At 60.0% G+C, this 19,650-nt stretch carries 18 protein-coding genes and 1 pseudogene; 8 read left to right on the top strand and 11 right to left on the bottom strand.

Annotated features, from left to right (window positions below):
- Position 1: 1 nt before the first annotated feature.
- The 3 genes from ACA075_RS30240 to folE2 are packed head-to-tail and all read right to left on the bottom strand — an operon-like array spanning position 2 to position 2,429.
- On the bottom strand, positions 2–868 hold the full coding sequence (locus ACA075_RS30240) for a metal ABC transporter permease (protein WP_497296733.1): 867 nt from the start codon (positions 866–868) through the stop codon (positions 2–4).
- The gene (locus ACA075_RS30235; protein ID WP_497299354.1) at positions 868–1,536 is read right to left on the bottom strand and encodes a metal ABC transporter ATP-binding protein; all 669 of its coding nucleotides are present in this window, start codon (positions 1,534–1,536) and stop codon (positions 868–870) included. The genes ACA075_RS30240 and ACA075_RS30235 overlap by 1 nt, the downstream gene beginning before the upstream one ends.
- Positions 1,533–2,429 carry a GTP cyclohydrolase FolE2 gene (gene folE2, locus ACA075_RS30230; RefSeq protein ID WP_497296732.1) on the bottom strand — a complete coding sequence of 299 codons (897 nt, stop codon included), beginning with the start codon at positions 2,427–2,429 and terminating at the stop codon, positions 1,533–1,535. Before folE2 ends, ACA075_RS30235 begins: the two co-directional genes overlap by 4 nt.
- Before the next feature lie 86 nt (positions 2,430–2,515).
- Here folE2 and ACA075_RS30225 point away from each other — a divergent pair.
- Positions 2,516–3,269, top strand: a pseudogene (locus tag ACA075_RS30225) (N-acetylmuramoyl-L-alanine amidase).
- Here ACA075_RS30225 and ACA075_RS30220 read toward each other — a convergent pair.
- On the bottom strand, positions 3,266–3,643 hold the full coding sequence (locus ACA075_RS30220; RefSeq protein ID WP_497296731.1) for a glutamine synthetase: 378 nt from the start codon (positions 3,641–3,643) through the stop codon (positions 3,266–3,268). The pseudogene ACA075_RS30225 and the gene ACA075_RS30220 sit on opposite strands and share 4 nt — an antisense overlap.
- 143 nt (positions 3,644–3,786) lie before the next feature.
- Between ACA075_RS30220 and zigA the strand changes: the two genes are divergently transcribed.
- Both zigA and ACA075_RS30210 read left to right on the top strand, forming a co-directional pair.
- Positions 3,787–4,995 (top strand): zinc metallochaperone GTPase ZigA, encoded by a 1,209-nt coding sequence (gene zigA, locus ACA075_RS30215; protein WP_497296730.1) that lies wholly within the window; start codon positions 3,787–3,789, stop codon positions 4,993–4,995.
- Complete coding sequence (locus tag ACA075_RS30210) at positions 4,995–5,645, top strand: DUF1826 domain-containing protein (RefSeq protein ID WP_497296729.1); 651 nt, start codon at positions 4,995–4,997, stop codon at positions 5,643–5,645. The genes zigA and ACA075_RS30210 overlap by 1 nt, the downstream gene beginning before the upstream one ends.
- Here the strand turns inward: ACA075_RS30210 and ACA075_RS30205 are convergent.
- Positions 5,642–5,998 (bottom strand): NADH:ubiquinone oxidoreductase, encoded by a 357-nt coding sequence (locus ACA075_RS30205; RefSeq protein ID WP_497296728.1) that lies wholly within the window; start codon positions 5,996–5,998, stop codon positions 5,642–5,644. The two genes, ACA075_RS30210 and ACA075_RS30205, sit on opposite strands and share 4 nt — an antisense overlap.
- A gap of 27 nt (positions 5,999–6,025) precedes the next feature.
- Between ACA075_RS30205 and ACA075_RS30200 the strand changes: the two genes are divergently transcribed.
- Positions 6,026–6,991, top strand: coding sequence for a CobW family GTP-binding protein (locus ACA075_RS30200; RefSeq protein WP_497296727.1), 966 nt, complete (start codon positions 6,026–6,028; stop codon positions 6,989–6,991).
- Here the strand turns inward: ACA075_RS30200 and ACA075_RS30195 are convergent.
- Positions 6,988–7,401: a DUF3301 domain-containing protein gene (locus tag ACA075_RS30195; protein ID WP_010465383.1), complete on the bottom strand. Its 414-nt coding sequence runs from the start codon at positions 7,399–7,401 to the stop codon at positions 6,988–6,990. The genes ACA075_RS30200 and ACA075_RS30195 overlap by 4 nt on opposite strands.
- Positions 7,402–7,521: 120 nt before the next feature.
- Here ACA075_RS30195 and pdxY point away from each other — a divergent pair, with 120 nt between their 5' ends.
- Complete coding sequence (pdxY, locus tag ACA075_RS30190) at positions 7,522–8,394, top strand: pyridoxal kinase PdxY (RefSeq protein WP_497296726.1); 873 nt, start codon at positions 7,522–7,524, stop codon at positions 8,392–8,394.
- Positions 8,395–8,509: 115 nt separating this feature from the next.
- Here pdxY and ACA075_RS30185 read toward each other — a convergent pair whose 3' ends face one another.
- Entirely contained in the window at positions 8,510–8,992 is a 483-nt protein-coding gene (locus tag ACA075_RS30185) for an acyl-CoA thioesterase (RefSeq protein ID WP_219094686.1), read from the bottom strand.
- Positions 8,993–9,195: 203 nt separating this feature from the next.
- On the opposite strand from ACA075_RS30185, the gene ACA075_RS30180 reads away from it, so the two are divergent.
- Complete coding sequence (locus tag ACA075_RS30180; protein ID WP_497296725.1) at positions 9,196–10,959, top strand: cation:proton antiporter; 1,764 nt, start codon at positions 9,196–9,198, stop codon at positions 10,957–10,959.
- A gap of 21 nt (positions 10,960–10,980) precedes the next feature.
- On the opposite strand, the gene ACA075_RS30175 is transcribed toward ACA075_RS30180, so the two are convergent.
- The 4 genes from ACA075_RS30175 to uvrD form a co-directional block, all read right to left on the bottom strand.
- Complete coding sequence (locus ACA075_RS30175; RefSeq protein ID WP_007943369.1) at positions 10,981–11,388, bottom strand: SMI1/KNR4 family protein; 408 nt, start codon at positions 11,386–11,388, stop codon at positions 10,981–10,983.
- A gap of 136 nt (positions 11,389–11,524) precedes the next feature.
- A complete protein-coding gene (locus tag ACA075_RS30170) occupies positions 11,525–12,397 on the bottom strand; it encodes a Tim44 domain-containing protein (RefSeq protein WP_497296724.1) in 873 nt (290 codons plus the stop codon).
- A gap of 179 nt (positions 12,398–12,576) precedes the next feature.
- Positions 12,577–13,017, bottom strand: coding sequence for an EamA family transporter (locus ACA075_RS30165; RefSeq protein WP_497299353.1), 441 nt, complete (start codon positions 13,015–13,017; stop codon positions 12,577–12,579).
- A 157-nt stretch (positions 13,018–13,174) separates the two neighbouring features.
- A complete protein-coding gene (uvrD, locus tag ACA075_RS30160) occupies positions 13,175–15,358 on the bottom strand; it encodes a DNA helicase II (RefSeq protein WP_497296723.1) in 2,184 nt (727 codons plus the stop codon).
- Positions 15,359–15,616: 258 nt separating this feature from the next.
- Here uvrD and ACA075_RS30155 point away from each other — a divergent pair, with 258 nt between their 5' ends.
- The gene (locus tag ACA075_RS30155; protein ID WP_497296722.1) at positions 15,617–18,490 is read left to right on the top strand and encodes an EAL domain-containing protein; all 2,874 of its coding nucleotides are present in this window, start codon (positions 15,617–15,619) and stop codon (positions 18,488–18,490) included.
- Between the two features lie 155 nt (positions 18,491–18,645).
- Complete coding sequence (gene hexR / locus ACA075_RS30150; protein WP_008027445.1) at positions 18,646–19,512, top strand: transcriptional regulator HexR; 867 nt, start codon at positions 18,646–18,648, stop codon at positions 19,510–19,512.
- Positions 19,513–19,650 lie beyond the last annotated feature (138 nt).

Genomic DNA, 19,650 nt, shown 5'->3' with positions numbered 1-19,650 from the left:
CTCATTGGGATGTGAGCAAAGGCGGGCGGCGCAGCAAACCGTGCAGCGGCCCGAACACCACGGACAGCACGTACAAACCGCCCGCCACCAGCACGATCGCCGGGCCGCTGGGCAGCGAGTAGTAGAACGACAGCAATAATCCGAGCCATACCGAGAGGCAGCCGAGCAGGGCGGCGATTGCGATCAACACCGGCAAACGGCGACTCCAGAAGCGCGACGCGGCGGCGGGCAACATCATCAAGCCGACCATCATCAATGCGCCGATGGCCTGGAAACCGATCACCAGGTTCAGCACCACCAGAGTCAGGAACACGCCGTGTGCCAATGGACCGAGGCGACTGACGGTTTGCAGGAAAAGCGGGTCGAGGGTGTCCAGCAACAACGGTTTGTAGATGAGTGCCATGGCGATCAGGCTGAACCCGGAGACCCACAGCATGCCTGTCAGCGTCGGCCCATCGACCGCCAGTGCCGAGCCGAACAGCAGGTGAAGCAGGTCCAGGCGTTTGCCGGCGATGCCGAGGATCAGCACGCCGCTGGCGAGGGAAATCGGGTAGATCGCGGCGAGGCTCGCGTCTTCGCGCAATCCCGTCCGGCGGGTGATCCAGGCCGCGAGTCCGGCCATGCTCAGGCCTGCGCCGAGGCCGCCAATGGTCAGTGCAGGGAGGCTCAAACCGGCGAACCAGAAACCGAGGGCTGCACCCGGCAGGATGCCGTGAGCCACTGCGTCGCCGATCAGGCTCATGCGACGAAGGATCAGAAACACGCCCAACGGCGCGGTGCTGCAAGCCAGGACCAATCCGCCAACGAGTGCCCGGCGCATGAATACAAACTCGTGGAACGGTTGCCATAGCTGAGCGGCAGCGAGCATCAGGCCACCTGCGTTTGCGGTTGTTGGCGGATCAGTTCGGTACTGGGTCCAAGGACGCAGCCGCTGCTCTTGATCAACAGGCTTTGAGGAATATGTTGTCTAACCGCGGCCAGGTCATGACACACGACCAGCAGGGTTCGACCTTCGGCGTGCCAGTCGTGGATGTGCTTCCAGAGCAGCGACTGACCCAGTTCATCGAGTGCAGCGTGGGGTTCGTCGAGCAACAACAAAGGTGCTTCGGCGAGGCTCAAACGGGCGAGCAGGGCGCGCTGCAATTCGCCACCGGAAAGGGCCATCAACGGTCGCTGTTCCAGACCGCTCAGGCACCAATCTTCCAGCACGGCTTTTAGGCGTTGGCGGCGTAGCTCTGGTGATTGTTTGCTGCCCCAGAAACCGGCAGCCACCAAGTCCTGGAGGCTGATTGGGAATTGCCTGTCGAGGTATTGCTGCTGGGGGAGGAAGGAGAGCGAGCCCTTGCGTGGAACATCGAGGCTTACTTTTCCGGCTAGGGGTTTTTGCAGCCCTGCGATGACTTTCAGCAGACTGCTTTTACCCGAGCCATTGGCGCCGATCACGGCAGTCAGACTGCCTTTTGGCAATTCAAAATCCACAGGCGGCGTGAGCGGTTGACCGGGCGCACCCCAGCGCAATGCCTGGCAACGGATCATGCGGACACCCAGTTCCATCGGCTTTCGGCAACGGCATCGTGGGCATGAAGGCTTTCGGCGTGGACGACGCGTATGTGGAAAGCGTTGATGCCGGGGGAGCGTTTCAGGGCCAGATTCAAACGGCGAGCGGCGTCCTCGCAGAACATCAGGTTTTGCCCATTGGCCAGGGCGAAGGCTTGTTCATCGGCGCGTTTCACGGCGGTTTGTACGGCAGTGCCGAGTGCCGCTTCGGCGTCGTTGATCAACGCTATCAGCGGCAGGTCATCCAGATAGTCGTCCAGCCGCAGCTGTAAACGTGCGTTGCTGCGTTGGCTGTGAGGTGTCGCAACAATACCTTTGGTAGAACCCAGCCACGCCAATACATCAGCATGTTGCAGCGATTTGTTGGCGAAGTCGTCGATGAATTGTTGCTGAATCAACTGCCGAGCAAGTGCGGCTGAACACGGACACGTTGAGGAATATGGAACATCGATTTTTAGTTCCACGTGGAACATCGCGTTTTTCAAACGGGCTTCGATGCTCACTGGATAGGTTTTCCAGCCGGCCAACGGACTGATCAACGCCGGCCTTTTAAGCAGTAAATTCGCATCAATTTTTAAGTAAGCGCTGTGGGACAGCCCTTCATGACTGTCGAGAAAACTTTGCAGAACTCGCCGCAACAGGGTGGGCGTCAGGTTTTCCTGCTCAAGTGCTTCCAGCGCTAAATACAGCCGGGACATGTGAATGCCGCGCGCTTCTCCATCATCGAGGCTCACGCCGGCGTCCGCCTTTGCGCTAAGCCGTTGGCCATCGAACAACACAGGAAGAGCGATGCCGCACATGCCTACCCAATCGAGAGGCAGGGCTTGGCGTGAAGCCTGCGCGGCGATATCCGGCAGAGTCAGCGCATTCATGGGCAGGTCCGTCGTGGGTGTGGGGTTTCGTATGTTATGTTATTACATTGAAATCGACCATGCCTTTTTCACGAGCGGCTTCCAACATGCACAGACGTCACCTGCTCAACTGGATGCTGGCCTGCGCGGCCTTCGCTTTGCCCTTTGGTGTTTCGGCCACGCAGATTCGCAACGCGCGGCTCTGGCGATCGGATGACAAGCTACGTCTGGTGTTCGATTTGAGCGGGCCGGTGCAGTACAAAACCTTTTCACTGAGCGCTCCCGAGCGGCTGATCATTGACCTGCGTGGTGCCAGCCTTAACGGCGACTTCAGCCAACTGGCACTTGGCAATACGGTCATTCGCTCGATCCGTTCCGGGCATTTTGGTCAGGGCGATACGCGGATCGTCCTCGACCTCAGCGGCCCGGTGCAGGGCGCGTTTCATGGCGCAGCGGGAGAACGGCGCGGATCTGTTGGGCGCCACCAGTCTGCTCAATCTCAAGGACAAGGACCCGATGCTCGCCGGGGTAATTCTCGACATGTCGATGAACGCCACCATCGCCGCGAGCTTGCAGCTGGGCAGCACCGTGCTCGGCAGCCTGGCGGGCATCACCACGCTGCACCAGAAGCGCGTGGAACAAGCGGGATTCGCGGTGCTGAAGTCGCCGGACGTGCCGTCGATCCTGGTGGAAACGGGCTTCATTTCCAACGCCCGCGACAGCCAGCGACTGGTGACCGCACGCCATCAGCAGGCTGTGGCTGATGGATTGTTCGAGGGATTGCAGCGCTATTTTCAGAAGAACCCGCCGCTCGACAGCTACATCGCCTGGCAACAGCAGCAGAAAAAAGCGCAGGCCTAGCAGCCGCTGATCCTGCTACAGGTGAACCTGGCGCTACTGCCGCCTGAGCTGGAGAAGCGATTGATCGTAGTCCAGCCGACTCGCCGGTTGTAACCAACCCAGGCTTCGCCGTCGGAGGCGAGACCGGTGAAAAACGTGAGCTGACCGTAACGGCTGTTGGTCTGCGCCCAATAGCGTTTGCCTGCCTTTTCGAAGCCGCGCAAATAGATCGTTCTGCCGACGGTGTTGACGCTATAGGCGTTGCCATCGGCATCCACGCAGGCGAGCAGATTGGCGCTTCGTGTGCACTTCGCCAGGCTCGGCACTTGCGCCCAGGCGCCTACGGCAAATAACAGCGAAAAGCTTATCAGCGCTGATTTCAGGGCAATGCGCATGGGAGTTCTCACGGAGTGGGCGGTTTTCAGCATCGTGCCCTTTATCGTGGTGGACAAGAGCGGGCTGGCGTGATTGCATTGTTACACTATAACATTCAAATCAGCCCGACACTGCGATCGGGCATCTCTGTGAGGAAATCCTGATGCCCAATCGTCTCCCCGTGACCGTCCTGTCGGGCTTTCTCGGCGCCGGTAAAAGCACGCTGCTCAACTACGTATTGCGTAACCGCGAGAACCTGCGAGTCGCCGTAATCGTCAACGATATGAGCGAAATCAACATCGATGGCAGCGAAGTCCAGCGCGACGTCAGCCTGAACCGTGCCGAAGAAAAACTCGTGGAGATGAGCAACGGCTGCATTTGCTGCACCTTGCGCGAAGACCTGCTCGAAGAGGTCAGCAAGCTCGCCAGGGATGGGCGTTTTGATTACTTGTTGATCGAATCCACCGGCATCTCCGAGCCATTGCCCGTGGCCGAAACCTTCACTTTCCGTGATGAAGAGGGGCAGAGCCTGGCCGACATCGCGCGGCTCGACACCATGGTCACGGTGGTCGACGGCATGAACTTCCTGCTCGATTATCAGGCCGCTGAAAGTCTCGCTTCCCGCGGAGAAACATTAGGTGAGGAGGACGAACGCTCGATCACCGATCTGTTGATCGAGCAGATCGAATTCGCCGACGTGATCCTCATCAGCAAGATCGATTTGATCAGCAGCCGCGAGCGCCAGGAACTGATCGCGATCCTTGAACGCCTCAACGCTCAGGCAGAAATCATCCCGATGGTCATGGGTGAGATTCCTCTGAAAAAGATCCTCAACACCGGTCGTTTCGACTTTGAGAAGGCTGCCCAGGCGCCGGGCTGGTTGCAGGAATTACGCGGTGAACACATACCGGAAACCGAAGAATACGGCATCGCCTCGACGGCCTACCGAGCCCGCCGACCGTTTCATCCGCAACGTTTTTTCAGCTTCATTGATCGACCGTGGGTGAACGGCAAACTGCTACGCTCCAAAGGCTTTTTCTGGCTGGCCAGCAAGCACACGGACGCGGGTAGCTGGTCCCAGGCCGGTGGCTTGATGCGCCATGGTTTCGCTGGGCGCTGGTGGCGCTTCGTGCCGAAAACCCAGTGGCCGCAGGACGAAGAAAGCACGGCTGGGATCATGGAGAACTGGACCGCCGCCACCGGCGATTGCCGCCAGGAACTGGTGTTCATCGGTCAGAACATCGACTTCGCGCAACTCACCGCTGAACTCGACGATTGCCTGCTGAGCGATGATGAAATGGCCTTGGGTGTCGAGGGTTGGCGTTTGCTGTCAGATCCGTTCGGTCCTTGGCACGAAGAGGTTGCCGCTTGATGTTGGCGCCCAGCCTGAAGCTGCGGCCGGTCGTTCATCAGGTTCAAGGTGAAACGCCACAAACCCTGTCTCGAGTTCTTGAAGACGGGGTAAACCTGGCCGTTTGGCAACGCCAGCTCCCGGCGCACATCAGTGATTTCGGGTGCTTGTTGCTGTCCCTGAACGAACCGCTGGCGGAGTCGCTGGTCCTGGAATTGTCCAGTGATGACGCCGAACCCAATCTGCATGGGCTGGCCTCAGGATTCAGCGATCTCGAAGGGTATGCCGGTTTCATTGCCGACGTGTCCTGGCTGGTCAGCGCATTCGCTTGCCTGTTGGGCGCCAAGCGCATCGGCCTGCGCGTGCGCGTTCTGGACAAGGCCATGTGCCCGCGCTTTCACGTCGATCATGTGCCGGTGCGGCTGATTACTACGTATTGCGGCATCGGCAGTCAGTGGCTGAAAGAAGGGGTGATGGATCGCCGGCAACTGGGCAAGCCTAAGGCCGAGCCCACCGAAAATTCGCTGGTCGAGCACATTGCGACCGGCGAAGTGGCACTGCTCAAAGGCGAGAAATGGCACGGCAACGAAGGATTCGGCCTGATCCACCGTTCGCCGCAACCCGCGCCGGGCGAACGCCGTTTGATTCTGACCCTGGATTGGCTGGCCTAAGGCTTGAGCCAGTTGCCCTGGCTCTGACCTTCGCAAAACGGCTTCAGATACGCCGCATCGGTCGCCACGCCGTAATAGTGAATATCCTGCCGGTAAGGCATATTGGCGACTTGGGCGTTGCTGCATACGCCGAACGCGCCGGTGGGGCATTGGTCGACGTATTGCACCTCGACGTTCTGCCCGGGAAGGTTCGGTTGGCAGAATCCGTCGGCAAAGAGCTTTTCCGGGATGTTGCGGTTCTGCTGGCAGACTTTAACGTCGAGTCGCTCGGCTGTGCTATGTACCACGCAAGCCTGTGCCAGCGCCTCGCCGGAACAGAGCGCCAACACCAACGACAATCCCATCAACCGCATCCATTACCTCCTCAGAAAACATCGACCATGTTGCAGAACATTCCCACTCACGTCATTGCCGGCCCATTGGGCGCGGGCAAGACCAGTTTGATCAAGCACTTGCTGGCGCAGCGGCCAGCGAACGAACGCTGGGCGGTGCTGATCAACGAGTTCGGCCAGATCGGCCTCGATGCCGCGCTGCTGACCGAGGGCGCCGATGGTATCGCACTGGGGGAAGTGGCCGGAGGCTGTTTGTGTTGCGTGAACGGTGCTCCGTTTCAGATCGGCCTCGGGCGGTTGCTGCGCAAGGCGCGGCCGGACCGATTGTTCATCGAACCTTCCGGATTGGGCCACCCGGCGCAGTTGCTCAAGCAATTGAGTGAGGCACCGTGGCAAGGCGTACTGGCGGTACAGCCTTGTGTATTGGTTCTGGATGCCCAGGCACTCGCCGCTGGCAAACCACTGCCCGAGGCGCAGCAGGAGGCGTTGAGCAGTGCCGGTTTGTTGGTGCTGAACAAGGCGGAAGGTCTCGACCTCAATGATCGCCAGCGAATCGCCGCGCAGCTGCCTGCTCGTCCTTTGTACTGGACGCAGCAAGCGCGCCTGCCGTTGAGCGAATTACCGGGCCTTGGCGCTCAGGCGGAGGCGGGTGTGGATAGCTTCATCGTGCCCAAGGGATTGGCGCAGATGCCGGCCATCTGGACCGATCCTGCGCTGCCGATTTGCTTGAGTCAGGCACAGGAGGGCGGCTGGAGCGTCGGCTGGCGTTGGCATCCGACTCAGACCTTCGATGTGGCGCGCGTCGGCCAGTGGCTTGAAAGCATTGCCTGGCGGCGGGCGAAACTGGTTATCCACACCCTCGATGGCTGGGTTTCGGTGAATGCGCTGGATAACTCGCCGTTGGAATGGCGGCCCAGCGAATGGCGCCAGGATTCTCGGATCGAGTTGATTTTTGGTGATCCGCAGAATATGGATTCACTGCAGAAAGCGTTGGTCGACTGTCGGACCGGTTAAGGACGCCACTTGGTGTGTTCTTGCCGCCACTGGCTCAGCTCGATCACTTCAGCGCGAGGCTTCTCCACGTCGACCACCGCAGGCGTGTCGTCGAACGGCATCGGGTAAGGCGCCAGTTCGATCTGCGCGCTGTGGGCGCCGAATTGGGTGATGGTGCCGTTGTGGCGGGTTTCGCCGGTCACGGTGAACTCGAAGTTGTACACCCGGGCCAGGCGCCGCCGGTCGTTGGCATCTTTGATGAACGCTATCTTTTTCAATGCCACGTTGCCGTCCAGCAGCTCGATGCCGAGCTTGGTGCAATGCAGCTTGACCCGTTCCAGCGCGCGCTCGCGCAGCCCGTGGTTATGCCACAGCCACGCGCCGCCGGTGGCGAGCAGCATCAACACGAAGATATTTCCGAGGGTCAGCATCAACAGGTTGCTCCAACAAGATAGTGCCAGCTTAACTGCGTCGCCGGTCTGTCGTACAGGCCGTGTTTCGTCGCATACTGCGCGGCTCGAATTTCAATCGTTTGACGGAAAACACACCGCATGAAACGCACGCCCCACCTGCTCGCCATCCAGTCCCACGTGGTGTTCGGCCACGCTGGCAACAGCGCCGCGGTTTTCCCGATGCAGCGGGTCGGGGTGAATGTCTGGCCGCTCAACACTGTGCAGTTCTCCAACCACACGCAATACGGCCAGTGGACCGGTGAAGTGCTGGCGCCGCACCAGATCCCCGAATTGGTCGAAGGGATCGCGGCGATTGGCGAGCTGGGCAACTGCGATGCGGTGCTGTCAGGTTACCTGGGCAGTGCGGCTCAGGGCCGGGCGATCCTGACGGGCGTGGCGCGGATCAAGTCGATGAACCCCAAGGCGCTGTATTTGTGCGACCCGGTGATGGGCCATCCGGAGAAGGGCTGCAGCGTGCCGGCCGAAGTCAGCGATTTCCTGCTGGAGGAGGCGGCTTCGGTAGCGGACTTCATGTGCCCGAACCAGTTGGAGCTGGACAGCTTCTCGGGGCGCAAGCCGCAGTCGCTGTTCGATTGCCTGGCGATGGCGCGCGCACTGCTGGCGCGCGGGCCTAAAGCAGTGTTGGTCAAGCATCTGGACTATCCCGGCAAACCGGCGGATGGCTTCGAGATGTTGTTGGTAACGGCTGACGGCAGCTGGCACCTGCGGCGTCCGTTGCTGGCGTTTCCGCGTCAGCCGGTGGGTGTGGGTGACTTGACGTCGGGGCTGTTCCTGGCACGTGTGCTGTTGGGCGACAGCCTGTTGGCGGCCTTCGAGTTCACGGCGGCAGCAGTGCATGAAGTGCTGCTGGAAACCCAGGCGTGTGCCAGCTATGAGCTGGAGCTTGTGAGGGCTCAGGACCGGATTGCGCATCCACGCGTGAAGTTCGAAGCGACTGCGATCAGTCTCTGAATTTGCGGTGAGCCCATCGCGAGCAAGCTCGCTCCCACAGGGGAATTGCGAACACCCCCGATCCAAAGCGGGAGCGAGCCTGCTCGCGATGGCTATCTGAAGTTACCCGCAGGCCTCAGGCATCACCCTTGATTTCCTGATACCGCTTTTCCAGTTCCTGCCGAATCTGCCGACGTTGCTGGGCCTGGATGAAGCGGCGTTTGTCTTCGCTGTTCTGCGGTTGCAGCGGCGGGACTGCGGCCGGTTTGCGGTCGTCATCCACCGCCACCATGGTGAAAAAGCAGCTGTTGGTGTGGCGAACCGAGCGCTCGCGGATGTTCTCGGTCACCACCTTGATGCCCACCTCCATGGACGTGTTGCCGGTGTAGTTGACCGAGGCCAGGAAGGTCACCAGTTCGCCGACATGAATCGGCTCGCGGAAAATCACCTGGTCCACCGACAAGGTCACCACGTAGCGGCCGGCGTAACGGCTGGCGCAGGCGTAGGCCACTTCGTCGAGGTATTTGAGCAGGGTACCGCCGTGAACATTGCCAGAGAAGTTGGCCATGTCGGGGGTCATCAATACCGTCATCGACAGCTGGGCGTTTCCGGGTTCCATAGCGTTCTCACGGGTCAAGGCAGAATGTCGGAGGGGCGGCACCTCTGCGGATGCCTGGTCGGTTTTTTCAAACCACAGTTATCGGGACGCCGGGCGGGTCGCCGCCGTCACGCCAGATCGATCTGTTTCCATATATTGCACCGCCTTTCTGGCGGAAGTCGCGGTGTTAACCTCCGAACGTCCATCTCAAGGAGCCCCACACCATGCATGCCATCAGTTTTATTCAGGACCTGGCAGTGATCATGTTGGTCGCAGGTGTGGTGACCGTGCTGTTCCACCGCTTCAAACAGCCGGTGGTGCTGGGGTATATCGTCGCCGGCTTCATCATCGGCCCGCACACACCACCGTTCGGCCTGATCCACGACGAAGAAACCATCAAGACCCTCGCTGAACTCGGGGTGATTTTCCTGATGTTCTGCCTGGGCCTCGAGTTCAGCCTGCGCAAACTGTTCAAGGTCGGTGCCACGGCATTCATCGCGGCGTTCCTCGAAATTGTGCTGATGATCTGGATCGGCTACGAAATCGGCCGATGGTTCGACTGGAACACCATGGATTCACTGTTTCTCGGCGCGATCCTGGCGATTTCCTCGACCACCATCATCGTCAAGGCGCTCAACGACCTGAAGATGAAGAACGAGCGCTTCGCCCAGCTGATCTTCGGAGTGCTGATCGTCGAGGACATCCTCGGCATCGGCATCATTGCCTTGCTGTCGAGCATCGCGGTCAGCGGCACGGTCAGTTCCGGCGAAGTGTTTTCCACGGTGGGCAAGCTCTCGCTGTTCATGATCGTTGCGCTGGTGATCGGCATTTTGCTGGTGCCGCGATTACTGGCCTACGTGGCGAAGTTCGAAAGCAATGAAATGCTGTTGATCACCGTCTTGGGATTGTGTTTCGGCTTCTGCCTGCTGGTGGTCAAGCTCGAATACAGCATGGTCCTGGGCGCGTTCCTGATTGGGGCGATCATGGCCGAGTCGCGGCAATTGCTGAAGATTGAGCGCTTGATCGAGCCGGTTCGCGACTTGTTCAGTGCAATCTTTTTCGTGGCCATCGGCTTGATGCTCGATCCGATGATCCTGCTGCAATACGCCTGGCCGATTGCGGTGATCACCGTAGCCGTCGTGCTCGGTAAAATGCTTTCCTGCGGCCTCGGGGCCTTTATCGCCGGCAATGACGGACGCACCTCACTGCGCGTGGGGATGGGGCTTTCACAGATTGGTGAATTCTCCTTCATCATCGCCGCGCTGGGCATGACGCTGCAGGTCACCAGCAACTTCCTCTACCCGGTCGCCGTAGCGGTCTCGGTGATTACCACGTTGCTGACGCCGTATCTGATCCGCGCGGCTGATCCACTGTCGATCAAGCTTGCTGCGGTGATGCCGCAGCGACTGGGTCGGGTGTTGGGGATGTACGGCGAGTGGCTGCGCAGCATCCAGCCCCAGGGCGAGGGCGCGTTGCTGGCGTCGATGATCCAAAGGATTCTGTTGCAGGTCGGGGTCAATCTGGCTTTGGTGATTGCGATCTTCTTTTCCGGCGCGTATTTCGCCGAACGCATGTCCGTGTACCTGCAAGACTGGATCAGCGATCCGAGCTGGCAGAAAGCGTTGATCTGGGGTGGGGCGTTGCTGTTGTCGCTGCCGTTCCTCATCGCCGCTTATCGCAAGCTCAAGGCGCTGTCGATGCTCTTGGCGGAGATGGGCGTGAAACCTGAGATGGCAGGGCGCCACACGCAGCGATTGCGTCGGGTGATCGCCGAAGTGATCCCGATCCTCTCGCTGCTGGTGATCTTCCTGCTGCTGGCAGCCTTGTCGGCCAGTATCTTGCCGACCAACAAGTTGCTGGTACTGATCGTCGTGGTCGCCGCCACGGTGGCGGCGCTGCTCTGGCGCTGGTTTATCCGCGTGCACACACGGATGCAGGTGGCGTTGCTCGAAACGCTGGACAACCACAAGGAATCGGCCGGGCATTGACCAAGCGGCGCGTCAGACGACTCAGCTTTCCAGCCAGACGTCCCGCGCCCAGTGCCACACCGATTCCCAGGTTTCTTCGGCGATCAGTTCTTCTTCGGCCTGCCACAGCACCACGGTGCCGTCTTCTTCGACCAGGTAGTAGTCATCACCGTCCTGGCAGATCGGGATCATGCTGCGGTCGACGCCTGCGTCCCAGGCGTTGGCTGCAACGTCCGGCAGGTAGGTGTGGGATTGCGGGTCGGTGACGGTCACCGGCTCCAGGCTGCCGTAGACGACGTCGCTGACAGTCAGCAAAAACTCTCTGAAGACGAAGGGAATGTCGATGAACAGTTGTTCCTCGATTTCCACGATCTGGTCTTCGTCAGGCAACTCCAAGGGGACCGGTACCGGTTCGTTGGCTTCACGCAGTTGTTCGATGATTTCTTCCACGTCCGGGATCCTCTTGCTGATGGCGCGGTTTAGTTGGGGCGGTTTATACAGTAGCTCGCTACAGATGCAACTGCGAAATAGAAAACCCCGGCCGAGGCCGGGGTTTTCTATTACAGCATGCGTAACGCGGAGGGGATCAGCCGTTCTGGCGGATACCGGCCACCAGCCAAGGCTGGTTTTCGCCCTGTGGACGTTCCATGTTCCAGCTTTCGCTGAACACTTCGCCCTGGTCGAAACGCGAAGTCTTCGACACGCCGGTGAATGTCAGGGTGGCGATGGTCTTGTCGGCACGATCATCCACGCCGTCCAGTTGAACATTGAGGTTATCAATGTAGGTGGACTGGAAACCTTCGCCCAGGTCGGCACGTTCGCGCTTGAGGAACTCCAACAGTTGCGGGGTCACGAACTCGGCAATCTTGTCCATTTCGTTGGCGTCCCAGTGTTGCTGCAGGGACTGAAAGTGGTTGCGGGCCGCTTCAATGAAGTTCTGTTCATTGAACCAGGCTGGCGCGTTGATTACCGGACGAGCGGCAGCAGGTGCTGCCGAGCCGCCGAAGATCGAACCCATGCCGGCTGGCTTCTGCTCGAACACTTCACGTTGCATCGGTGCGCCAGCTGGAGCCAGATGCTCCTGTTGCTTGCGACGACGAGCGGCGATGAAGCGGAAGATCAGGAACGCAATGACCGCCATGATCAGGATGTCGAAGATCTGCATGCCCTGGAAGCCGCCGCCCATGAACATGGAGGCCAGCAGGCCACCGGCAGCGATGCCGGCCAGAGGGCCGAGCCAGCGCGAAGCTCCGCCGGCCTTGGCGGCAGCGCCAGCGGCACCGGCCGCGCCCGCAGTGGCAGCAGCACCACCGGCGGCAGAAGAAGGAGCCATTTGGCTGGTCTGGTGAGTCGGCGCAGCGCCGGAGCTCTTGCCGCCACCAAAGCGCTTGGCGTTGGCGTCGAGGCTCATCGTCAGGCCGATGCACAACGCCATGGCGATGCTAAGAAAACGTTTCATAAAGGGAATTCCCATTTGTGGATGGCACGCGCGCCATGTTGCACAGCTGAACTGTTACTGGCTAGCGGCAGAGTGTTTCGGGCTTTTGCCTGACAGGTTGCGTTCAGCTTCGGTCAGCGCAATAGGGCCTGTTAACTTTGGTCTGTAGGACGAGTGGATAAGTTCTGTAGGAAGGATATCTAGCGTCGCAAGGCCAGCATGACCACCCCGGCCGTTATCAGGCTGATTCCGCCCCATTGGCGCAACTCGAGCCGTTCTCCCAGTAGGACCACCCCCAACACCGCCACGAGCACCACACTGAGCTTGTCGACTGGGGCGACGAGCGACGCCGGGCCGAGCTTCAACGCACGGAAATAGCAGATCCACGATGCGCCGGTGGCGAGCCCTGACAGCAGCAGGAACACATAGCTCTTGGCGGAGATAGATCCTAATGACTGATATTGGCCCGTGGCGTACAAAATCAAGGCCAGACTGACCAAAACCACCATTGTGCGTAACAGGGTGGCGAAGTCGGAGTTGACGTTTTCGATGCCGATCTTCGCGAAGATGGCGGTCATGGCAGCAAATGCCGCTGACAACAGGGCCCAGAATGTCCAGGAGGAAAAGAAGCCTGAGCCCATGGTTTGCACCTTTATAAGTTCAACCGATCGCTTGGATGCCACACAAAACCCTGTGGGAGCCGGCTTGCTCGCGAAGAACGATAACGCGGTGTTTCTGAAAAACCGCAGCGTTGCCTTCGCGAGCAAGCCCACTCCTGCATTAGTTCTCTGGCGGGCTTTAGATCGCCTCCAGCTTCGCGTAACCCACCATCAGCCACTTGCTGCCTTCGCTGAAGTTCACCTGCACGCGAGCTTGAGCCCCGGCGCCCTCGAAGTTCAGGATCACGCCGTCGCCAAACACCGAATGCCGCACGGCCTGACCGAGGCTGAACCCGGTGTCCGGGATCTCGCTGCCGCCAAACAGGCTGCTGGAGCTCTGTTGCTGACCACCACCGAACGGACGGCTGACGCTGTTGGACAGCCGTACCTCCTGGATCAAGCCTTTCGGCACTTCACGCACGAAACGCGACACCTTGTTGTAGGTCTCGCTGCCGTACAGACGTCGGGTTTCCGCGTAGGTCATCACCAAGTTCTGCATCGCCCGTGTAATGCCGACGTAAGCCAGACGGCGCTCTTCTTCAAGACGCCCCGGCTCTTCCAGGCTCATCTTGTGCGGGAACAGGCCTTCTTCCATGCCCACGAGGAACACATAAGGGAATTCCAGGCCCTTGGCGCTGTGCAAGGTCATCAGCTGAATGCTGTCTTCGTGCTCGTCGGCCTGGGTATCACCAGCCTCCAACGACGCATGGCCAAGAAATGCCGCCAACGGCGTCAGGTCTTCGTCTTCTTCAGCGTTTTCGAAGTTGCGCGCGGCGCTGACCAGTTCCTCAAGGTTTTCTACCCGGGCCTGGCCTTTCTCGCCTTTTTCCGCTTCGTGGTAGGCAATCAGCCCCGACTGTTCGATAACCGTCTGGGTCATCAGGTGCAGCGGCATGTCCATGCATTTGGCGGCAAGGTTCTCGATCAGCTCGATAAACGCGCCGAGCGCGCCAGCTGCGCGACCGGTCAGGCCTTTATTGGCGACCAGCAAACGCATGGCTTCCCACATCGACACATCGCTGTGGCGCGCATGGTCGCGAATGGCTTCGACGGTTTTCTCGCCGATGCCACGGGCCGGAACGTTGATGACCCGCTCCAGCGCTGCATCGTTGCCACGGCCTTCCAGCAAACGCAGGTAGGCCATGGCGTTCTTGATTTCTGCCCGCTCGAAGAAACGCTGACCGCCGTAGATGCGGTACGGAATGCGCTCGCGTAGCAAGGCTTCTTCCAAAACGCGCGATTGGGCGTTGGAGCGGTACAAAATCGCGATATCGCTACGGGCCAAGCCGGTTTTCAGCGCGCTTTCAATGGTTTCCACCACGTAGCGTGCTTCATCGTGCTCGTTGAACGCGGCGTACAGATTAATCGCTTCGCCTTCGCCGCCATCGGTCCACAGCTCTTTACCCATGCGCCCGGTGTTGTTAGCAATCAGGGCGTTCGCAGCCTTGAGAATCCCGGCGGTGGAGCGGTAGTTTTGCTCCAGACGAATGGTCTCGGCATCCGGGAAATCGTCGGAATACTGATAAATGTTCTCGATTTTCGCGCCACGCCAGCCGTAGATCGACTGATCGTCGTCGCCCACCACCATCAAACTGTCGCCGCCCTTGGCCAGCAGACGCAACCAGGCGTACTGCACGGCGTTGGTGTCCTGGAACTCGTCCACCAGAATGTGCCGGAAGCGCTTCTGATAATGGGCCAGCAGGCCCGGGTGATCGCGCCACAGGTCGAGGGCACGCAGCAGCAATTCGGAGAAGTCGATAACACCGGCGCGCAGGCAAGCGGCCTCGTAGGCCTCATAAATGCTGCGCATGGTCGCCAGGAACAGGTCGCCGCTGGCTTGAATGTGTTGCGGACGCAGACCTTCGTCTTTCTGCCCGTTGATAAACCACTGAGCCTGACGGGCCGGCCAGCGTTGCTCGTCCAGCCCCAGCTCGCGGATCACCCGCTTGACCAGCCGTTGCTGGTCGTCGCTGTCGAGAATCTGGAAGGTCTGGCTCAGGCCGGCGTCCTGCCAATGCGCCCGCAGCAAGCGATGCGCCAGGCCGTGGAAGGTTCCGACCCACATGCCGGCCGGGTTGATACCCATCAGCTGCTCGATGCGATGACGCATCTCGGCAGCAGCCTTGTTGGTGAAGGTCACCGACAGGATCGAGTGGGGCGAGGCGTTCTCGACCTGGATCAACCAGGCGATACGGTGCACCAGCACTCGGGTTTTACCGGAACCAGCACCGGCCAGGACCAACTGACGACCCACGCGGGCAGCTACGGCCTGGCGTTGGGCATCGTTGAGGGAGTTCAGCAGAAGGGAGAGATCATCGCGCATCGGGGCATTCTAGGGTGCGCCGTCACACCGGGCAAACCGAGCTTTGCATTAGCCGATGAAAGAAGCACGAATGACGACCGGTCAGTCACTGGCTGCAAGCGTTGGCGGGGCTCGCTCGAAGGGATTTCAGGGGGCGGCGGGGGCCGGAAATTTTGTCGATTTTATGATCCGGGGCAGTTTGGTAAGGGCATTGGCTTGTGTATGCTCCGTCCACGTTTCGGGCTCATGCTCATCATTATAAGAACAAGAACATTGCCTATGACCCTCAGCTCCGACCTGTCGGGCCCTTCTGTGGAGCCTCGGGTTATCCGTAAACGGTACGCCATGGAAATGGCGGTCGAGCGCACGCGCCTGCTTTACCAGGGCTCCCTGCTGCCTACGCTGTTCATGCTGATCAACGGACTGGTCTGCGCCGCATTGCTCTGGAGCCCGCAGCGCTACTTCATTGTCAGCGTCTGGCTGATCTGGCTTTTATCGCTGGTGGCCTTGCGGGTGATCCAGGTCGCGGCCTTCGATTCGGCCATCCCCAACCGTCAGGCCCATCCGGTCTGGCGTCGAATGTTTCTGCTGGGTTCTGCCATGACCGGCCTGACCCTGGCCGGTGCCGGCATTGCCCTGGTCCCCGCTGACAATTTCATGCAACAAGCCTGGGTGTTTGGCCTGATCGGCGCCGCCGCCCTGTCAGCCAGCGTCGCCTACGCGGTCAGCCTTCCGGCGTTCCTGTCCTTTACCTTACCCTGCCTGTTGCCCGCCATCGCCTATCTCTTCTGGGGTGGTGATGAACAAGGCCAGGGTTGGGGCTGGTTCGGTCTGATTTTATTGGGCGCGTTGAGCGTGGTGGCCTGGCAGGTCAATCGGTTGATCGACAGCGGCTTGCTGCGGCGCTTTCAGAATCAGGCCCTGATCGAGCATCTACAGCAGGCGCAGAGCTGCGGTGACCAGCTCAATCACGAATTGGCCAAAGAGATTGATCACCGCCGGTGCGCCGAAGACAAGTTACGCGAAGCCCAAGTCGAGCTGGAAAACCGGGTCGCCCAGCGCAGCCTCGAACTGGACGCGGCCAACCAGGCCCTGAGCAAGAGCGAAGCACGGCTGGCGCTGGCGTTGAAGGCCAGTGAACTCGGGCTGTGGGACTGGAACCTGCAAACTGACGAAGTCCATCACACCCAGCTTCAGGAGTTGTTCGGCCTGGAACCGGAATACGTCACAGCGATGCTCAGCCACCTCAAGCCGCGCCTTCACCCCGAAGACTTGCCGTCGCTGCGCCGTGCTCTCGTCGAGCATCTGAAAGGCCGCAGCGAGGATTACCAGATCGAATACCGGGTGCGGCACGGCGACGGTCACTGGGTCTGGATCGAGGACCGTGGACGAGCGGTCGAGCGCAGCGAAAATGGTCGGGTGATCCGCATGGTCGGCACCCGCCGCGACATCAGCGCGAGCAAGGGCCAGGAAGAACAGCGCCAACTGGCGGCGACGGTGTTCGAGGCGGCCAGTGAAGGCATCGTGATTTTCGACCCCAATTACGCGCTGATCGCGGTCAATCAGGCTTTCAGCCGGGTGACCGGCTACGACATCGACGACATGCTCGGGCGCAATGTCGTCGAGTTGCCGTGCAGCCGCGATGCGCGCCGACACTACGGCGCTATCCATCATGCTCTGGAACAGCACGGCACCTGGCAGGGCGAACTGGTGGAAACCCGCAAGAACGGCGAACTCTATCCGCAGTGGCTGCAACTGAACGCTGTTCGGGATGCTCGGGGAAAGGTGAGCCATATTGTCGGCTTCTTCGCCGATCTGTCCGCTCGAAGGGAATCCGAAGAGCGCATGCGCTACCTGACCCATTACGATGAACTCACTGGCCTGGCCAACCGCTCGCTGTTCCGCGAACGGCTGCGCGAGGCTCATCAGCGGGTGCGTCAGGGCGGGCGTCGCAGTTTGGCGCTGCTGCATATCAACCTGGATCGTTTCAAGTTGCTCAATGACAGCCTTGGCCATGAAGTCGCCGACCAGTTGCTGCAGAAAATGGCCCGGCGGCTGGTCAACGCATTGCCCGAGGCGGACACCATCGCGCGGCTTTCCGGTGACGAATTTGCGGTGATATTCGATGCCTACGGCAACCTGTCGAGCCTGGCGCGCGTGGCGACCCGGTTGTCGACCAAACTGCGTTTGCCGATCACCGTCGATGGCCATGAACTGGTGGTCAGCGCCTCGATGGGCATCAGCATGTTGCCGGACACCGCGAGGGAAATTTCCGCGCTGGTCAGCCAGTCGAACATTGCCATGCAGCACGCCAAACACTTGGGCGGCAACAATTTCCAGTTCTACACCGAAAGCTTGCAGGCCAGCACCCTTGAGCGATTGCAGCTTGAAAATCAGCTGCGCAAAGCCATCGAAGAGAAGCAGCTGCAAGTCTATTACCAGCCGAAACTTTGCCTCGCCACCGGACGCCTGAACGCGGCCGAAGCGCTGGTGCGTTGGGATCATCCGACCATGGGGCGGGTGCCTCCGGGGGACTTTATCGGTCTGGCTGAGGAAACCGGGCTGATTGGTCCTATCGGCGAGTTCGTGTTGCGCCAAGCCTGTTGGCAGGCCTGCGAATGGCAACGGCAGGGGCTTGAGCCGATTCGCGTGTCGGTCAATTTGTCGGTCCATCAATTGCGCCAGGGCAAGTTGGTCAGTCTGGTGCGGCAGGTACTGGAGGAAACCGGCCTGGCGCCGCACTACCTGGAACTCGAACTCACCGAAAGCCAGTTGCTGGACAGCGTCGAACACATCATCGCGACGTTCCAGCAGTTGCGGGATCTGGGCGTGAAACTGGCGATCGACGATTTTGGCACGGGGTATTCGTCCCTGAGCTATCTCAAGCGCATTCCTGTGGATTACGTGAAGATCGATCAGGCGTTTATTCGCGGGCTGGGGGAGGGCAGCGAGGACGCAGCGATCACCCGGGCGATCATCGCCATGGCGCACGGCTTGTCGCTGAAAGTGGTGGCCGAGGGGGTCGAGCGGGAAGAGCAACTGGAATTCTTGAAAGCCGAGCGCTGCGATGAAGTGCAGGGTTACCTGATCAGCCGTCCAGTCGAGGCCGATGACCTGGCTGTACTTTTACAACTAGACACGAAACCCCTGTAGCAGCTGTTACGGGGGCCGCAGTGCTACATGGAGCGCATGTGGCGTGGAATGGGGGCATCGAGTTATGCATTGAGCAGGCAAAAAGCCGATTCATGTAGTATAACTACAAGCTTGCTACATCCCCGGCACCTGCCAATAACAAAGAGTCCAGCCCCTTGAATCTGCTGCAACACATCGCCCAGTCACGCCACCTCTTACGCAAGTCGGAGCTCAAGGTCGCCGACCACGTGCTGCTTGATCCGGCGGCGGTGATGCACAGCTCCATGGCCGACCTGGCCCATAGCGTGGGCATCAGTGAGCCGACCATCGTGCGCTTCTGCCGCGCCATCGGTTGTTCCGGTTTCCAGGACTTGAAACTGAAGCTCGCGCAGAGCCTTGCGGCAGGCGCGAGTTTTGGCCAGTTTGCGATCCATGAAGACGATTCGGTCGCCGACTACAGCCTGAAAATCTTCGACACCACCCTGCACACCTTGATGGAGGTTCGCGAGAAGCTCGATCCGGTGGAATTGCAGCGGGCTGTGTCGCTGATGTCCCAGGCCCAGCGTGTCGAGTTCTACGGCTTTGGCGCATCGGGCGCGGTGGCGGCGGATGCCCAGCACAAGTTCTTCCGTTTGCTGCTGACTGCGGCGGCGTATTCCGATCCGCACATGCAGGCGATGTCAGCGGTCACCTTGAAACCGACCGATGTGGCGATCTGTATTTCCCAGTCCGGGCGTTCCAAGGATTTGTTGATCACCGCTAACCTGGTGCGCGAGAGCGGCGCCTCGTTGATCACGTTGTGCCCGAGCCAGACGCCGTTGGCCGAGCTGTCGACCGTCAACCTGGCGATTGATGTGCATGAAGACACTGAAATCTACACGCCGCTGACCTCGCGTATCGCTCACCTGGTGGTGATCGACGTATTGGCGATGGGCGTGGCCATGGCGCGCGGGCCGAGCCTGGTCAATCACCTCAAGAGCGTCAAACGCAGCCTGCGCAGCTTGCGGCTGTCGCCAAAATCAGTGAAAGCACTCGACGACTGATAATGGCTGGAATTGTGGCGAGGGAGCTTGCTCCCGCTGGGCTGCGCAGCGGCCCCAAAACCATTCACAGCAATTGTTGACCAACCGCATCAAGCTCATTTACGACTGCTGCGCAGCCGAGCGGGAGCAAGCTCCCTC

The organism is Pseudomonas sp. LBUM1663 (assembly GCF_059695905.1).
This window is presented reverse-complemented; position numbering and strand designations above follow the sequence as displayed.

Bases quoted from the DNA above. Each gene is read 5' to 3' on its own strand.
- ACA075_RS30240 (WP_497296733.1), bottom strand. From the start codon at position 868: ATGCTCGCTGCCGCTCAGCTATGGCAACCGTTCCACGAGTTTGTATTC.
- ACA075_RS30235 (WP_497299354.1), bottom strand. From the start codon at position 1,536: ATGATCCGTTGCCAGGCATTGCGCTGGGGTGCGCCCGGTCAACCGCTC.
- folE2 (WP_497296732.1), bottom strand. From the start codon at position 2,429: ATGAATGCGCTGACTCTGCCGGATATCGCCGCGCAGGCTTCACGCCAA.
- ACA075_RS30220 (WP_497296731.1), bottom strand. From the start codon at position 3,643: ATGCGCATTGCCCTGAAATCAGCGCTGATAAGCTTTTCGCTGTTATTT.
- zigA (WP_497296730.1), top strand. From the start codon at position 3,787: ATGCCCAATCGTCTCCCCGTGACCGTCCTGTCGGGCTTTCTCGGCGCC.
- ACA075_RS30210 (WP_497296729.1), top strand. From the start codon at position 4,995: ATGTTGGCGCCCAGCCTGAAGCTGCGGCCGGTCGTTCATCAGGTTCAA.
- ACA075_RS30205 (WP_497296728.1), bottom strand. From the start codon at position 5,998: ATGCGGTTGATGGGATTGTCGTTGGTGTTGGCGCTCTGTTCCGGCGAG.
- ACA075_RS30200 (WP_497296727.1), top strand. From the start codon at position 6,026: ATGTTGCAGAACATTCCCACTCACGTCATTGCCGGCCCATTGGGCGCG.
- ACA075_RS30195 (WP_010465383.1), bottom strand. From the start codon at position 7,401: ATGCTGACCCTCGGAAATATCTTCGTGTTGATGCTGCTCGCCACCGGC.
- pdxY (WP_497296726.1), top strand. From the start codon at position 7,522: ATGAAACGCACGCCCCACCTGCTCGCCATCCAGTCCCACGTGGTGTTC.
- ACA075_RS30185 (WP_219094686.1), bottom strand. From the start codon at position 8,992: ATGGAACCCGGAAACGCCCAGCTGTCGATGACGGTATTGATGACCCCC.
- ACA075_RS30180 (WP_497296725.1), top strand. From the start codon at position 9,196: ATGCATGCCATCAGTTTTATTCAGGACCTGGCAGTGATCATGTTGGTC.
- ACA075_RS30170 (WP_497296724.1), bottom strand. From the start codon at position 12,397: ATGAAACGTTTTCTTAGCATCGCCATGGCGTTGTGCATCGGCCTGACG.
- ACA075_RS30165 (WP_497299353.1), bottom strand. From the start codon at position 13,017: ATGGGCTCAGGCTTCTTTTCCTCCTGGACATTCTGGGCCCTGTTGTCA.
- uvrD (WP_497296723.1), bottom strand. From the start codon at position 15,358: ATGCGCGATGATCTCTCCCTTCTGCTGAACTCCCTCAACGATGCCCAA.
- ACA075_RS30155 (WP_497296722.1), top strand. From the start codon at position 15,617: ATGACCCTCAGCTCCGACCTGTCGGGCCCTTCTGTGGAGCCTCGGGTT.